The 14154-nt window shown below is 58.6% G+C and carries 14 protein-coding genes; 3 read left to right on the top strand and 11 right to left on the bottom strand.

Annotation, left to right across the window (positions count from 1 at the left end):
* Positions 1-66: 66 nt before the first annotated feature.
* The 6 genes from J3P97_RS14795 to J3P97_RS14770 form a co-directional block, all read right to left on the bottom strand.
* On the bottom strand, positions 67-729 hold the full coding sequence (locus J3P97_RS14795; RefSeq protein WP_434672088.1) for an RraA family protein: 663 nt from the start codon (positions 727-729) through the stop codon (positions 67-69).
* A 65-nt stretch (positions 730-794) separates the two neighbouring features.
* A complete protein-coding gene (locus J3P97_RS14790; protein WP_434600925.1) occupies positions 795-2141 on the bottom strand; it encodes an MFS transporter in 1347 nt (448 codons plus the stop codon).
* Positions 2142-2228: 87 nt separating this feature from the next.
* A complete protein-coding gene (locus tag J3P97_RS14785; protein WP_434600924.1) occupies positions 2229-2894 on the bottom strand; it encodes an RraA family protein in 666 nt (221 codons plus the stop codon).
* 123 nt (positions 2895-3017) lie between these two features.
* Positions 3018-3914, bottom strand: a complete 897-nt coding sequence (locus tag J3P97_RS14780) for a LysR family transcriptional regulator (RefSeq protein WP_434672087.1) — start codon at positions 3912-3914, stop codon at positions 3018-3020.
* Positions 3915-3978: 64 nt separating this feature from the next.
* A complete protein-coding gene (locus J3P97_RS14775; protein ID WP_434674561.1) occupies positions 3979-5193 on the bottom strand; it encodes a pyridoxal phosphate-dependent aminotransferase in 1215 nt (404 codons plus the stop codon).
* Positions 5194-5216: 23 nt separating this feature from the next.
* Positions 5217-5885 (bottom strand): RraA family protein, encoded by a 669-nt coding sequence (locus J3P97_RS14770; RefSeq protein ID WP_434672086.1) that lies wholly within the window; start codon positions 5883-5885, stop codon positions 5217-5219.
* 103 nt (positions 5886-5988) lie between these two features.
* Here J3P97_RS14770 and J3P97_RS14765 point away from each other — a divergent pair, with 103 nt between their 5' ends.
* A complete protein-coding gene (locus tag J3P97_RS14765) occupies positions 5989-6882 on the top strand; it encodes a LysR family transcriptional regulator (protein WP_434672085.1) in 894 nt (297 codons plus the stop codon).
* Positions 6883-7496: 614 nt separating this feature from the next.
* Positions 7497-8405 carry a LysR family transcriptional regulator gene (locus J3P97_RS14760; protein ID WP_434657571.1) on the top strand — a complete coding sequence of 303 codons (909 nt, stop codon included), beginning with the start codon at positions 7497-7499 and terminating at the stop codon, positions 8403-8405.
* A gap of 40 nt (positions 8406-8445) precedes the next feature.
* On the opposite strand, the gene J3P97_RS14755 is transcribed toward J3P97_RS14760, so the two are convergent.
* Together J3P97_RS14755 and J3P97_RS14750 are read right to left on the bottom strand one after the other, a co-directional pair.
* Positions 8446-9540 carry an alkene reductase gene (locus J3P97_RS14755; RefSeq protein WP_434672084.1) on the bottom strand — a complete coding sequence of 365 codons (1095 nt, stop codon included), beginning with the start codon at positions 9538-9540 and terminating at the stop codon, positions 8446-8448.
* A gap of 34 nt (positions 9541-9574) precedes the next feature.
* Positions 9575-10333 (bottom strand): SDR family oxidoreductase, encoded by a 759-nt coding sequence (locus J3P97_RS14750; RefSeq protein ID WP_434672083.1) that lies wholly within the window; start codon positions 10331-10333, stop codon positions 9575-9577.
* Between the two features lie 99 nt (positions 10334-10432).
* Between J3P97_RS14750 and J3P97_RS14745 the strand changes: the two genes are divergently transcribed.
* A complete protein-coding gene (locus J3P97_RS14745; protein WP_434657579.1) occupies positions 10433-11389 on the top strand; it encodes a LysR family transcriptional regulator in 957 nt (318 codons plus the stop codon).
* A 26-nt stretch (positions 11390-11415) separates the two neighbouring features.
* On the opposite strand, the gene J3P97_RS14740 is transcribed toward J3P97_RS14745, so the two are convergent.
* The 3 genes from J3P97_RS14740 to J3P97_RS14730 form a co-directional block, all read right to left on the bottom strand.
* Positions 11416-12063 carry a hypothetical protein gene (locus J3P97_RS14740; RefSeq protein WP_434672082.1) on the bottom strand — a complete coding sequence of 216 codons (648 nt, stop codon included), beginning with the start codon at positions 12061-12063 and terminating at the stop codon, positions 11416-11418.
* 112 nt (positions 12064-12175) lie between these two features.
* Positions 12176-13633, bottom strand: coding sequence for a YncE family protein (locus tag J3P97_RS14735; RefSeq protein WP_434672081.1), 1458 nt, complete (start codon positions 13631-13633; stop codon positions 12176-12178).
* A gap of 30 nt (positions 13634-13663) precedes the next feature.
* Positions 13664-14146, bottom strand: coding sequence for a DUF305 domain-containing protein (locus J3P97_RS14730; protein WP_434672080.1), 483 nt, complete (start codon positions 14144-14146; stop codon positions 13664-13666).
* Between the last annotated feature and the right edge of the window lie 8 nt (positions 14147-14154).

Below are 14154 nucleotides of genomic sequence, written 5' to 3'. Positions count from 1 at the left end.
AAAAGCCCTCACACTGCACTGTCGTGGGCAGGCCGTGAGGGCAACAGGGAAGACGTCCGGGCGGGGTCAGGATTTGCGCTGCAAGGTGTGGTAATTCAGTGCTGTTCTGGCGTCCCTGAGAGATTTGCCTCCAGCGAGCAAGGCACGAATACGCGATTCCACTTCTTCGATCGAGCGGGCGCAGGCGGCCACTTCACGGGCCCTTTCTCGAGGAACGATCACCACGCCGTTGGCATCGGCGACTACGATGTCCCTGGCGCAAACCCGGGCCTGGCCGATGGACACCGGTTGATTGACCGCGGCGACTTCGACCCGATCCTTGCCGGTGCGCATGAACCGGCCTTTGCTGAAGACCGGATACCCGTCGCCCAACGCCTTGCTGACGTCCCGGCACACACCATCGATCACCGTCGCGGCGATGCGTTTGCTGCTGGCATATTGGGTCATGATGTCGCCCCAGACTGTGCAGTCGGTGCGCCCGTCATTGTCGATGACCACGACATCGCCTTCGGCAACATCATCGATGAAGTCGCCGACCGTTCCCGGCGGGCTACTGGCGCTGACGTAGCGCACGGTGAATGCCGGGCCGATCACCACCTGACGGTAGTTATCCAGCGGCATGACCCCGAGACATTGTCCGGGCAGATCGAGTTTATCCAGGGCGTCGGACACACCGGGCGTATCCAGGCCTTCAAACAGGGCAACCAGTTCCTGGTCTTCGGGAGACATAAATAATTCCTCTTGTTCTTCAAATCAGCGCAGCTCAAGGCGCTGCGCACGGGTGGTTGGATGCGTCAATCGGCACGGGCGGCGGCGGGCCTTGGCTCGGCGATGGTCAGCAGGATGATGAAGCTGATGAACGAGCCGATCGCCAACCAGGCGAACACATAGTTCCAACCATAGTTGTCCAGCAACAGGCCGGTAATGAACGGCGTCGCGGCCGCGCCCAGTTGCCCGATCATGTTCACCACGGCGTTGGAAATGGGGAACGTTTTCTTGGTGGTAAGCCCCATCGGGTAAACCATGTAGGAGGAAAACCCGAGGCTGAGGACCACGCCGGTCAGCATCAGCAGCAGCCCATAGGGCAGGGGCTCGGCGGGGGAGTTGATCAGCAAGTACATCATGACCGAGGTGCCCAGCGCTGACAGGAGCATGCCGGGTTTGCGCCGACCGCCCATCAACCGGTCCGAGCAGAGGCCTCCGAGCAGGTTGCCTAGCACGGCGCCTACCCACGGTGCGGCCGACACCAGTCCCATGTTCATGATCGAGAACTGTTTGACGGTCATCAAGTAGGTCGGAATCCAGGCCAGTAGCACGCTAGAGACACCGAGCTGGAAACAATAGCTGGTGGCGCAGCCCCAGATATTCCACGACTTGAACACCTGCCGGTTGGTTTCAAGGGCAACCACATCACGGGTGCGAATGAACCGATCGAGTTTTTTGACCCACGCCGGCGGTTCCGGTGGCCGCACGGCCTCGGCGGCCTGGGCAACGGGTTTGTCGTCGGCGATGTAGTTGAGTTCGGCTTCGTTGACGAAGCGACTGCGGGACGGATGGTCCGCCACCATGAAATACCAGACCACGGCGAGGACGATGCCCGGTATGGCGAAGAAGTAGAAGATCTCTCGCCAGCCCCAGACGGAGATGATCACTGCGCAAAGTGGCGGCACGATCACCGGGCCGAATTTGACGGCAGACAGGAAGATGCCCGACGCCGTGCCTTTTTCCCGTGGTGGGAACCAGTTGTTGATGGTGGTCGTCATGCTGATCGGCAATGGACCTTCAGCCAGGCCGAGGCCCAGGCGATACAGTTTCAACGCCAGCAACGAACCAGCGGTGCCGACCAGACCGGTCATCACCGAGGTCAGGATCATCGCGCCTGGGAGAATCTTGCTGACGCCAAACCGTCCGAAGGCGAAACCGGAAGGAATCTGTGCCATGGCATAAGCCAGCAGGAACAGGCTCATCAGGCCGCCCGCTTCGGCGTTGCTCATCTCGAATTCTTTACGGATGAAAGGCAGCGCCACGCCGAGGTTGGCGCGGTCGGCGGCGGCAACGGTGTAGATCAGGAAAATCAGCGCGGCAACGACCCAGCGGTATCTGCTGCGCACCGCAGGCTTCAAGACTTCGGGCATGGACATGGAAGCGGACCTTGTTTTTATCGGTTGTCTGGTCAAGCGGTTCTTGGTGCGGCTGGGGGCATCGCCAGCGCACCGGTAAACCGGGCGTCAGTTCGCCAGCCCGGCTTTTTCCAGCACCCTGTCCAGCCAGGACTGATCAATCGCCCCGGTGGCGATTTCGGCTTTGACTTCCTGTTCATGGGCGTCGTGTTCGTGGGCCTTGCGCAGGAGCTCCTCGGCGACGTCTGGAGAAAACACCACCAGGCCGTCTTCGTCGCCGACCAGGATGTCGCCGGGGTTGACGATCATTCCGCCGATCGACACCGGCACGTTGATCTCGCCGGGGCCGCTTTTGTAAGGACCGCAATGCACCACGCTGCGCGCATAGCATGGGGTGTCCTGGAAGCTGGCGACGTCGCGGATGGCGCCGTCGACGACGAAACCGACACAGCCACGTTGTTGCGCGTAGAGCTTGATCAGCTCACCGATCACGGCGTTGGTGTCGTCTCCCTGGGCGTCGATCACCAGCACATGGCCCGGTTCGATCAGGGTTAATGCCTTGTAGATGTACAGGTTGTCGCCAGGGCGGGTTTTCACCGTGAGCGCGGTGCCCACCAGCTTGCCGGTGAGGTTGTAGCGCGTCAGGCCCCGAGCGCCGATGTGGCGTCCCAGGTTGTCGCTGATATGGGGCGTGACAACCGATCGGAATGCGTCCAGCAAGGAGCCCGGAGCCTGGGGCGGAGATGGATGGATGCGTGAACCGGGCAATGACATGGCGACCTCACTTACGAATAACCCTGGCGGGCGATAAGCGCATCTTAAGAAAGGTCGTTGGCCAGGATTAGCGATATTTATCTATGCAATCCCATCACTTTTTTTCTCCTTTCGGGTGCGGGATTACCAGACCATCTTGCTGAAATCACAGAGCTCGGCGGCCAGACGCGCGACCTCGACGCTCAGGCCCTGGAGCCGGTCGGCACGGTGTGCGGCGATGTAGTGGATCGGCGGCAACCCGGGCTCGGTTTCGATCACCTGCAACCGTCCCTGATCGACCAGCGGCGAGAGGCATTGGCGCGGCAAATAGCTGATGCCGACGCCGGAGAGGGTCAGGCCCAACTGGGCGATCAGGTAGTTGCTCTTGAGGGTGCGGTTCAGGCGCACGTCGTTCTGAGCAAGCCAGCGATCATAGATCAATCCCGTGCCGGAGCTGCCGCCCTGTGTTAGCACGGTGTACGACGACAGGGTCTGCATGCTCACACTTGCGTTGCCCTGATGCAGCGAGGGCGCGCACATCCAGGCGTTCTCCACCGAGCTGAGGGCGGTGCTGACAAAACGTGCGTCGGCGAAAATGTCAGGCACGATAATCAGGTCGAGCTGATCGTTCTCCAGCTTGGCCACCAGTTCAGTGCTGAGCTCCACCGAAGGTTCCAGCACCACTTTCGGGTAGGCGCTGCGAATGGCTTCGATCAGCGCCGGCAACCAAGTGATGGCGGTCAATTCGGTCACGCCAATACGAAAGCGCCTGACCAGCACTTCCTTTGCGCTGATGCGCTCAAGCAGAAAGTCGCGCTGACGCAGGATCTGCGACGCTTCCTCGAACAGCTCGGCGCCCTTCTCGGTGAGTCGGGCGCTGCGCCTGGAACGGTCGAAGATGGGCATGTCGAACACTTCTTCCAGTTCCTGGATACGCTTGGAGATGGCCGACTGGGACATGTTCAGCTTCATGGCCGCCGACTCGAAATTGCCCAGTTCGACGATCCAATAAATGGCTTCCAGTTGTTTGAAGGTAATCATGCGCAGTCAGACCCGGTAGGAAGTGATTCGATGCCGATCCGCCGAGTCTGTTCGTCCGGCCCGGTCAGCGCAAGGCCTCGCAAAAACGCCGGATTGCCTCGCACGCCTGGTGCAAGGAAGCATCATCCAAGGCGTAGGCGATGCGAAGATAAGGGCCGAGGCCGAACGCGCTGCCATGGACCACCGCCACGTTCGCTTCATCGAGCAAGGCGTGGGCGACGTCCTCATCCGTGACCAGCCGCCGCCCTGCAGGCGAGCTGCGACCCATCAGGCCGGCGCAGGAGGCGAACGCATAAAACGCGCCGCCAGGGCTGGCGCATTCCAGGCCCGGCGTGGCATTGAGCAGCGCGACCATCATGTCACGACGCTCCTGGAACGCGGCGCGGCTTTGCTGAATGAAATCCTTCGGGCCGCTCAGCGCGGCCAGTGCCGCTTGCTGGGAAATGGAGCAGGCCCCAGAGGTTTGCTGGCCCTGAAGCTTCTCCATGGCTTGCAGCAGCCAGCGCGGCCCGGTGGCAAAACCGATGCGCCAGCCGGTCATGGCGTAGGCTTTGGAAACGCCGTTCATGGTCAGGGTTCGCGGGGCCAGTCGCGGTTCCACCGCTGCCAGCGTATGGAAGACCTGATCGTCGAAGATCAGGTGCTCATAGATGTCATCCGCAAGTATCAGTACGTGGGGATGGGCCAGTAGCACTTGCGCCAAGGCGAGCAACTCGTCGCGGCTGTACACGGCCCCGGTCGGGTTGGACGGTGAATTGAGGAGCAGCCATCGCGTCTTTGGCGTGATCGCCTCGGCCAATGCCGCAGGCGTCAGCTTGAAGCCGCTGTCGGCGTGGCACGTCACGATCCGCGGCTCGCCACCGCACAACTGAACCATTTCGGGATAACTGACCCAATAGGGCGCCGGCACGATGACTTGATCGCCCTCGTCCAGCGTTGCGGCCAGCGCGTTGTAGATCACCTGCTTGCCGCCGTTGCAGACCAGGGTGTCTTGCCAGTCAACGTCCAAGCCATTTTCGCGGCGAAACTTGGCGGCCACCGCTTCGCGCAATGAGCGCACGCCGGCCACCTGGGTGTAGCGCGTGTGGCCTTGCTCAATTGCCTTGATCGCCGCTTCGCGAATGTGCCCTGGCGTATCGAAATCCGGTTCGCCGGCGCACAGGGAAATAATGTTCGCGCCTTGTGCCCGGCGTTCCGCCACCCGGTCCATGATGCGGTAGGTCGCCGAAGGCTGGGCACTCGCCAGGCGTGGATTCAAGCGTTGGATATCGATGTTCACGTCGACTGCCTCGTTTGTGACATTCATCGTGCGTGCTCTACCTGAATGGCTTCGAACTGGCTGTCATGCATGACCTCGGCGACCGAGCGGCCACCGCGGACGGCCTCGACCATACCGCCCTGCCGGTGGGCGATGCGTTCGCCCAGGTCGAGCACTTTTTCGATATGGGCCTGGGGCACGAAGACAGTCCCGCAACTGTCGGCGATGACGAAGTCGTCCTCGCTGACAGGCGCGCCGGCGATGTCGAGGGTCACGGCCGAATCGATCTGGATGACCCGATTGCGCGCGCTGACCATGGTCACGCCCCGGCCATACACCGGGTACCCAATCGTCGCGCTGCCGTCGATGTCACGGCTGTAGCCATCGATCACCGTGCCGCGTATCTGCTTGCCCACCGCCGCGTTGGCAAGGATGTCGCCCCAGCAGGACACACCGTCAAGCCCGCCGGCGATCACCAAAATCCGGTCTTCGCTGTCGATCCGTTCGATAACCGGGGTGATCAGGTGCACCGTCGGGGCGTTGTCGGTCTTTGCCGCCAGCAGCACGGTGCTGGCGCGGCCGACGATCTTCGGGCAGCTCCAGAGCGGGCGCAGCCCGACGGTGGCGCCGGGCAAACCGAGGAAATCGAGTGCATCGGACACGGTGTTGGTGTCCAGCAATGCCAGGCGTTGGAGTAAATGAGCTTGATTCATGGAGGAGCCCCTTGATAGCGGAGGAGCCCAGTGTCAGCGAGGGGATTTGATAGGTATATTACGAATCACGGATGTATTACATACGTTGAACCTATGGAACCCCATGATCAACTTTCGCCTGATTCGTCATCTGTGGTTGTTTCTGGCGGTGGCCGAGGAACAGAATTTCGGCCGCGCCGCCAAACGCCTTGGCATGTCGCAGCCACCGTTGAGCGAGCAAATCCAGATCCTTGAACAAGCACTCAAAGTCACTCTGTTCGAACGTTCGCGCCGTGGTGCCAGGTTGACCCCGGTCGGCGCTGCGATTCTGCCAGCCGTGCGCAAATTTGCCGACCAACTGCAGCGTTTGGAGCTCGCGGTGGAAGAGGCGGTGGCGGGGCAGTCCGCAATGCTGACCATCGGCGCGATTTCCACGGCGATGTTCGATGTTCTGCCTGGCGTGATCGAGCAACTGAAAACCCAGTATCCGCAGCTCACCGTATCCGTTCGGGAAATTGACAGCGTCGAGGCGATTCCGGCGCTGGAAGCGGGAGACATCGATCTGGCCTTTGCTCGCCTCGACGGTGACTTTGGCGCGTCGATCCAATCATTTCCATTAACGGAAGATCGCCTGATGGTCGCGCTGCCCGTCGATCATCCATTGGCATCACGCAAGCGAATAAGCCTGGCCAGCCTGGCTACCGAACCGTTAGTGATGTTTTCTCGCAAGGTCAGCCCGGTGTATTTCGACAGTCTGATTGCCACCTGCCGCGCCAGCGGATTTTCTCCACGGGTCCTGCACGAAGTCCGTTCGGTGGCATCGCAAATCGCGTTCGTCAGTTGTGGCCAGGGTATTGCGTTGGTACCGGCGTCGCTGAAGAAACTGGCGCCCAGCAACGTGGTATTGCGCCCGCTGAGCCAGAAACTCAATGTCGTCACGACTGCCGTGGCCTGGAATACGCTGCGTCCGAATCCGCTGGTGGAAGCGTTGGTCAACCAGCTGAAAGGCAGGGAGTGATACGTTCGGCCTATGGAAGCTCTCCTGGGTAAGGAAATTCAAGCGGGCTGCTAACTCTGGCGCTGCGCGCCTTGCTAGCAGCCATGCCTACTTGTTGCCTTGGTCCCCGACAAGGCTTTTAAGCACTTGCACAAGTGGCTCGCCGCAGTGGGCGACGCGCTTTCCAGAAGCCGAACCCGTACTCCTCGGCATGTTAGATCAGCGTTAGTGCCAAATAGCTTACACCGTCTGCGGCGGGCAGGACCGGTGACCGAAACCATTTGTGCCATCGCGGCATGTCTGAAATTCCATCTGGTCGCATTTCGCTGGCTTCCGGAAACCCCTAATTTAGACGCCTACGCATGTGATTGATGGAAGAGAGATGTTCTTCAAGTAGCGCGCGACTACTGTTGATCAACCCTGCGAAACGTTTGGCGTCCGGATGTGGAGTGCGCATACACGCTGTGACGACGTTGCGCGCTGCCTCGTAAATTGAATATCCGGTTAACGTGCATGAATTGATTCAAGGAAATGATCAAAAAATTATGCCTCACGTGGAATACCATTTTTGTTCTGCCGTCTTATATGGACTTTTAATTAAATGTCTATAGGTTTCATATTAAGAGAGCGCAGTAATGATCAGATTTAACGACCTAGCCATTTTTGTGCGTGTTGCAACAGTTGACAGTTTTTCCGCCGTGGCCAGGGAGATGGATCTCTTTCCTGCTCAAATCAGCGCCGCTATCAAGCGCTTGGAGTGCGAACTTGATACGCGCCTGTTTGCGAGATCAACACGAAGTCTGCGCCTTACCGCAGAGGGCGAGCGTTATCTGCCTTATGCTCGGGATGTGCTGAATACGCTCAGCGAGGGGAGAGCCGGGTTACAGCAGGACGATCTGAAACTCCATGGGGTTTTGCAGATCGCCAGTGCCTCGGACTTCGGGAGAAATGTGTTGCTTCCCTGGCTGATCGATTTTCGACGAGACAACCCTGGTCTGGTGCTCCGAGTGATGTTGTCCGATAGCGTCTCGGACATCTTTCGCGATCCTATCGACGTGGCCGTCAGGTATGGCACGGTGCAAAACGCCGACTTCATTTCGTTGCCATTGGTGCCGACCAATCGCCGTGTATTGGCTGCCTCGCCGGCTTACATAGCGCTACACGGCCGCCCCGAGTGCGTGGAAGACCTTAGAAACCATGCGTGTCTTCGCTTCCATATGAATGGGAAACTGTACGACAGATGGATATTTCCCAAGGTGCCGGAGAATGATGTTGTTATTGTCAACGGTCCTGTTCTCAGTGATGACGCAGATGTCATTCGACGTTGCGCCATCGCCGGTGAGGGGATCTTGTATAAGTCATGGATGGACGTATGTGAAGACGTAAAGGCAGGCCACTTGGAGGTATTACTCCCTGAGGTTTCAGGTGAGCTTTATCCTTTAAGTTTCGTCTGCCCACACAGGAAGCAGTTTACCCCGGCTCTTCGGTTGCTTTACGCGTACCTGAAAGAAAAGTGCGAGGCACTTCTAGTGACGCACGCCTAGGCGTGCGCCGGCAATCGCTCGATACCCCATGGCCGCCTGGTCATGCTCCACTTGGCCAGTCACCAAGCCCGGGATAGTCGGTGTATCCTTCCTTTCCTTGGCTGAACCACGTTGAACGATCCTCTTGCCTCAGTGGCAAGCGACGGCGAAGTACCTCTGGCAGCTGGGGATTAGCGATAAATGGACGTCCGAACGCCACCGCATCGGCAACACCCGCTTTCACAACTGTCTGGGCACGAGCCGAATCGTAATCGGAGTTAAGGATAAGCGAGCCTTTGAAGGCATTACGAATGACGGCGGCGCTTGGCGGGTATTCCGACACACCGAAACTCCCGTCAGCCGGCGGCTCGCGAAGCTCGAGATGGGCAATGCCGATCTCGGATAATACTTCAGCGGCGTGAATAAACAGAGGCACAGGATTACTGTCCCTCACGCCCTGGTCATGACTGCTGGGCGTCAATCGAATGCCGGTCCGATCTGCGCCTACGACGTCGGCGACCGCTTGCGTGACCTCCTTGAGCAGCCTGACCCTGTTTTCAATCGATCCTCCGTAAGCGTCGGTGCGAAAGTTGCCGCTGTCGCGTAAAAACTGATCGATCAGATAACCGTTGGCGGCGTGAATCTGTACGCCATCGAACCCGGCCAGCAACGCGTTCCGGCCTGCCTGGGCGAAATCGCCAATCAGCGATGGGATCTCTTCCAGCGGTAAAGCTCGGGCCTGGGAGTACGGTTGTTTCCCTGCGTAGGTATGGGCCAGCCCAGGCGCTGTTGTCACCGAGGGGGCTATGGGTTGGGCACCATCGAGGAAGCTGGGATGAACCACCCGGCCCATGTGCCACAGTTGAGCGATTATCCGGCCCCCGGCAGCGTGCACCGCGTCAGTGATGAGCCGCCACCCGGCAATTTGTTCGGCGGACCAGATGCCCGTTGCGTAGGCCCACCCCAGCCCTTGCTGGCTGATGCCTATCGCCTCGCTGATGATAAGGCCCGCAGTCGCTCGCTGGCTGTAGTAGTCGATCATGATGGGGGTAGGAACGTGATTCTGGGTTCCCCTGGCCCGGGTCATCGGCGCCATGATGATGCGGTTGGGCAGGGTAAGAGCACCCAGGCGAAGCGGCTCGAATAGTGTGGTCATGTGACCTCCTTTTGGCTAACGAAAATTGTCGGGTTTAAACCAGGCGTGCGCCGCCATCGACGTTGATCGTGGCGCCGTTCATGAAACCGTTGGTCATCAGGAAAAGCACCGCTGCAGCCGCTTCGTCGGCGGTGCCCAGGCGATGCAGCGGCAGGGTTTGCTCAAGTGCGGCGACAAAACCATCACGCGCCTCACCCATGGCTTTGGTGAGGATGGGCGTGTCGATAGGGCCTGGAGACAGGGTGTTGACCCGCACAGGCGCCAATTCCAGGGCGAGGCCACGGGCGAACGCTTCCATGGCCGCTGACGCAGCTGCGAGCACCGCTGTGCCATATGCATTGGGGCGGTCTGCCAGTGAGCCGGAAATAAAAGTCACAGACCCGTCTTTGGAAAGGCGGTCGCCAAGGGCCCTCAACGCATGTACCGAGGCCCAGATTCGCTCGTCGAACGCGCGATGCAAATAGGCAACGTCCGCTTCGAGTATTTTGCCGGCGACGAAAGTACCGGCCAGTAGCACCAGGTGGTCGACCTTTGGAATGTCGGCCAGAGCAGCCTGGATGTGTTCGGGCTGGGTGACATCAGCCGCACGCCAGCCATCCAGCTCATGGGTATGGGCGGCTTGCCGCGCCCGTTCTGGGTTGGAACCGATCACGAAGACCTTTGCACCAGCCGCCTTGGCCTGAATTGCAGTTGATAGGCCGATACCGGATGTGCCGCCGACGACTACCACGGTGCGATTGCGCAGGGTGTGGGGTTGTATGTCGCTAGGGCCAGTGCTGGAAATGTTAGGCATTGCTGTTGCTCCTCGGGGCATCGAATTGATGCTGTGGAGAACAGCGTATGCGCATCCATTCAGGTTGATAATAGGGTCTTAAGTGGTTACTCTTGTGCCATGAAAGCACAAATAGGTTTGGACCGCCTGACAGGTCTCATTGCGTTTGCCCGCACGGCATCGCTAGGCAGCTATACAGCCGCTGCACGGGATCTCTCCGTGTCGCCGTCGGCCGTCAGCAAAAGTGTTCAGCGACTGGAAGAGCATTTTGGCCTGCGCCTCTTCAGTCGTACCACCCGCTCGCTGACCTTGACCCCCGAGGGGCGCGAGCTGTACGAGCGTGCGTTGCGCGTGATCCGGGAAATCGAGGACATCGAGCAGGCTGCGGTTGCGTCCAGAGGTGAGCCGTCAGGAACCTTGAAGGTGACTGCGCCGCTTCCCATAGGGGTCAATATCCTCGCTCCGGCGCTTCCGGCCTTTCGTGAGCGTTACCCGAAGGTGGTGGTGGACCTGCGACTCGGCGATCAATTCTCCGACATAATCGAGCAGGGGATAGATGTTGCGATCAGGGTCGGCAATCTGGCTGACTCCCGACTCGTTTCCAAGCCTCTGGGACCTCATCGAATTTGCGCCTTTGCATCGCCCGGGTACCTCGCCAGAAAGGGTAAGCCTCGCAACATCGATGATCTCGTAAACCATGATTGCATCAATTTTCGTTACCAGAGTTCGGGGCAGGCGCTGCGCTGGCCGTTCCAGGTGGGGGAGCGAGTCGTCGAGATCACCCCCGACGCCACCATGACCATTGATGTGAGCGATGCCGTGGGAATGGCGCTCGCGGCAGGCGGCGGTATTGGTATCTCTCCGACGTACGTTGCCGCACCTTATGTGCAGCGTGGTGAGCTGGTACCTGTGTTTCCCGAATATGCGGTGGACAGGTTCATGATCACCGCTCTTTGGCCCGAAAGCCGAAGGGGCAATCCAAACGTGAAGGCCTTTGTAGACTTTCTCCAGGACGTGTTTCCAACGCCTGCTCCCTGGGATTTGATAGTCGAATCAGCTGCCAATGCCCAGCGTTAAGGGGAGGCCGAAGACCTTGAGCTTGCTCAGGCATAAAGCACATCCCAAAGCCGTTTCAGCTTGGGCGTCATGTTCGCTTCAGATACGCTCTGGAGTGTTTCGATTTCTTTGAAGTATTTGGCGTAAACCGCTTCAGTGACATGCTGGGTTTCGCCGCGTTCATCCAGCTCGACATCGGAAAATCGCAGGATGCCAACAGGCTCGAACCCTGCACGCTCGGTAAATTGTTGCATCGCTTTTGACTTCATTGTTACGTACGAATACGCCATTGCGATTCCCATCGGTTGAGCCAGGGCGTCCACAATGTAAGCCGCAAAAAGTGTCGCGCCAGTGCCCCGATGCTGTGGAGCACACACGCCATAGCGGCTATGCAGGGTCAGCGCGTCTCGATCCACTTCCAGACACAAGGCACAAACAATTTCCTCGGCGTGTCGACCGATGTAGACGATGACGTCCTTTGTTTCTTCACCTGGAAAGTAGACTTTTGTTCCGTAAAATTTGGGGTCAATGTACTTTTTCCCCGAGCCCACACTGATGTCCGGGTACCACGACTTGATCAGTTCGCATAAAAGCTCGATATCGCTGCGCTTCAATTGTTCGTAGCTATATTCAGCCGGCGTAATGGTGTTTTTCGGCAGCTCTGTAAGTGGCGGCCAGGATGGGTGCTTTATCATGTCGCTCTCTCGATGCGTTAGTGTCCAGGTGTGATGGCTGCTGACAACATGAAAGCCGCTATCTGCGACTGCATGACGTTGCCGTGGGAACGGCATGCAGGTCGCTGGAAGTTTATTGAGTGACGCTGGTTTGCACTTGCGCCAATGGACCAGGTTGGTCCGGTTTGCCGGCCAGAATTACCAGGAAGCGGCGCTGCTCTTGCGCATCGTCCTGCACGATCTGGCGAATAGGACCGGTGGTGTTCACGATGGCGGAGCCAGCCAGATTGGTCATGAACATTGCGAGCGGTTGCAGCCTGCCGCCACCGTCGGGCTTTTCAGCCAACGCCAGGGTATAGGGTTGTTTTGGTTCAAGGCCTGTCACCGCTGCTTGCAATACCTGGGTCAGGCCCTGGTTGAACAGCGTCACACTTGTAGGCGCCTTGTCTGCAGGGCTGCTCACCGAACCAAGCGTCAGGTGCGTGGCCTGACCGGCTGTACCCAAAGGCTTGAGATTGTCCGTGCCCTGACCTTGCGTCACTGCATTCGGCACATAGGCGATGGCTTGTGGCGCCTGCCCAATCGGGATGGTCGCAATGACAGTGTTTTGCAGCGTATCGATAACTGCGAATGCGTCGGCGTTCTCCAACCCCACATAGATGCGAGTTCCATCCCCCGATGGCCAGATGCCGTGAGGTAGATCTCCCACTGCAATCGTCGCGACCTTTTCAAAGGTGTCGGTGCGATATACCTGCACCTCGTTCAGCCCGCCTACGGTGATGTAAGCGAAGGATCCATTGGCATTCGTCACCAGGTTGACGTGGTTGGCGATTGGGCCGATGTCCAGTGTCTTGATGAGCCGAAACGGTGGTGTTGCCTCGAATACCTGCGCTTTGCCGACATCCTTGAGCGTGAACCAGACTTGCTTGCCGTCCGGCGACGCCGCGATGTTCGGGCAGAACGGGCTTGCTTGTTCGACATGACCGACGATTTTGTGAGTCTCTACCGAGACCACTACTGTTTCAGGATTGAATGACGAGCAAACATAGCCGTACTTACCATCGGGCGAAAAAATCTGCATGCCGGGGCCGGCCGGCGTCTGGATGCGCAGTTTCTCTTTGTAGGTGTGAGCGTCCAGGACCGCCACATAGTCTTCGCCGCGCACGGTCACCCAGACTTCCTTGCCATCTGGTGTAAAGAAGGCTTCGTGCGGCGCCCGGCCTACGTAGGTTTTGTGCTTCACGGTGTTGGTGCGGGTATCGATGAACGAGACTGAGTTGGTGCCGATGGATACCACCGCCAGCGTTTTATGATCCGGCGAAAACCCTAAGCCGTGTACCAAGACTTCACCGCGATAGAGCGGGCTTAAGTTGCCTGGCTGCATATCACCCAGGCTGATGACCCCGAGTAACTTGTTATCAACTGGATCGGTGACCGACAGCGTGTTGGAAAATTGCTCTGCTGCGTAAACGCGATCTTGATGGCTGATTGGAATGTCTTTCGAAGATGCTTGGCCGGGGGCTTGGCCTGCAAACACGAATGCCGGGCCGGTAAGCAATGCACCGGCGATGAACGCAGTGGGTAGTCTCATGTGAGTACCTTTATGGCCGTTAACAGAGGATTACGGTTTGGAAACCAATGGTTGTGTAGGCGACGCCACTGAAGGTGGCAGGGGATCTCCCAAAGCCTGGCGCATCGCCGCAATTTCCTGTTGTTGGTCGACGATGATTTCCTGTGCCATACGCTTGAGTTGTTCGTTGTGGCCGTACTTGAGCAGGGTCACTGCCATGTCGATGGCGCCTTGATGATGGGCAGACATGCTGGTGACAAAGTCACGATCAATGTTGCCAGTGGGCGTTGCGCCCATGTCTGCCATCATCTTTTCCATGGCAGTATTATTCTCTGCAATGAATAAGGCTTCAGCTGTTACTGCGCTGTCCTGCAGCGGCTCGTGGAGCTCATGGGCGTGCACTTTTAAAATGCAGCCAGTAAACGCCAGGGCGAGACAACACAGCAGTTTCTTTTCAAACATCGACACGTTGATTTCTCCAGTTAAGTCTCGATAAGGAAGACGTAGCAGGGCGCCTGTTATTCCATCGCTCACGAAATGGC

The sequence above is a fragment of the Pseudomonas sp. R1-15 genome, from assembly GCF_051132085.1.
Classification (GTDB): Bacteria; Pseudomonadota; Gammaproteobacteria; order Pseudomonadales; family Pseudomonadaceae; genus Aquipseudomonas.
Note: the sequence above shows the minus strand (reverse complement) of the source record. Positions and strands in the feature narration are given on the sequence as shown.

What these genes read in the sequence shown, in the direction of transcription:
- J3P97_RS14770 (WP_434672086.1), bottom strand. Translation starts at nt 5,885, where the DNA reads ATGAATCAAGCTCATTTACTCCAACGCCTGGCATTGCTGGACACCAAC.
- J3P97_RS14765 (WP_434672085.1), top strand. Translation starts at nt 5,989, where the DNA reads ATGATCAACTTTCGCCTGATTCGTCATCTGTGGTTGTTTCTGGCGGTG.
- J3P97_RS14790 (WP_434600925.1), bottom strand. Translation starts at nt 2,141, where the DNA reads ATGTCCATGCCCGAAGTCTTGAAGCCTGCGGTGCGCAGCAGATACCGC.
- J3P97_RS14755 (WP_434672084.1), bottom strand. Translation starts at nt 9,540, where the DNA reads ATGACCACACTATTCGAGCCGCTTCGCCTGGGTGCTCTTACCCTGCCC.
- J3P97_RS14735 (WP_434672081.1), bottom strand. Translation starts at nt 13,633, where the DNA reads ATGAGACTACCCACTGCGTTCATCGCCGGTGCATTGCTTACCGGCCCG.
- J3P97_RS14780 (WP_434672087.1), bottom strand. Translation starts at nt 3,914, where the DNA reads ATGATTACCTTCAAACAACTGGAAGCCATTTATTGGATCGTCGAACTG.
- J3P97_RS14785 (WP_434600924.1), bottom strand. Translation starts at nt 2,894, where the DNA reads ATGTCATTGCCCGGTTCACGCATCCATCCATCTCCGCCCCAGGCTCCG.
- J3P97_RS14740 (WP_434672082.1), bottom strand. Translation starts at nt 12,063, where the DNA reads ATGATAAAGCACCCATCCTGGCCGCCACTTACAGAGCTGCCGAAAAAC.
- J3P97_RS14760 (WP_434657571.1), top strand. Translation starts at nt 7,497, where the DNA reads ATGATCAGATTTAACGACCTAGCCATTTTTGTGCGTGTTGCAACAGTT.
- J3P97_RS14745 (WP_434657579.1), top strand. Translation starts at nt 10,433, where the DNA reads ATGAAAGCACAAATAGGTTTGGACCGCCTGACAGGTCTCATTGCGTTT.
- J3P97_RS14750 (WP_434672083.1), bottom strand. Translation starts at nt 10,333, where the DNA reads ATGCCTAACATTTCCAGCACTGGCCCTAGCGACATACAACCCCACACC.
- J3P97_RS14795 (WP_434672088.1), bottom strand. Translation starts at nt 729, where the DNA reads ATGTCTCCCGAAGACCAGGAACTGGTTGCCCTGTTTGAAGGCCTGGAT.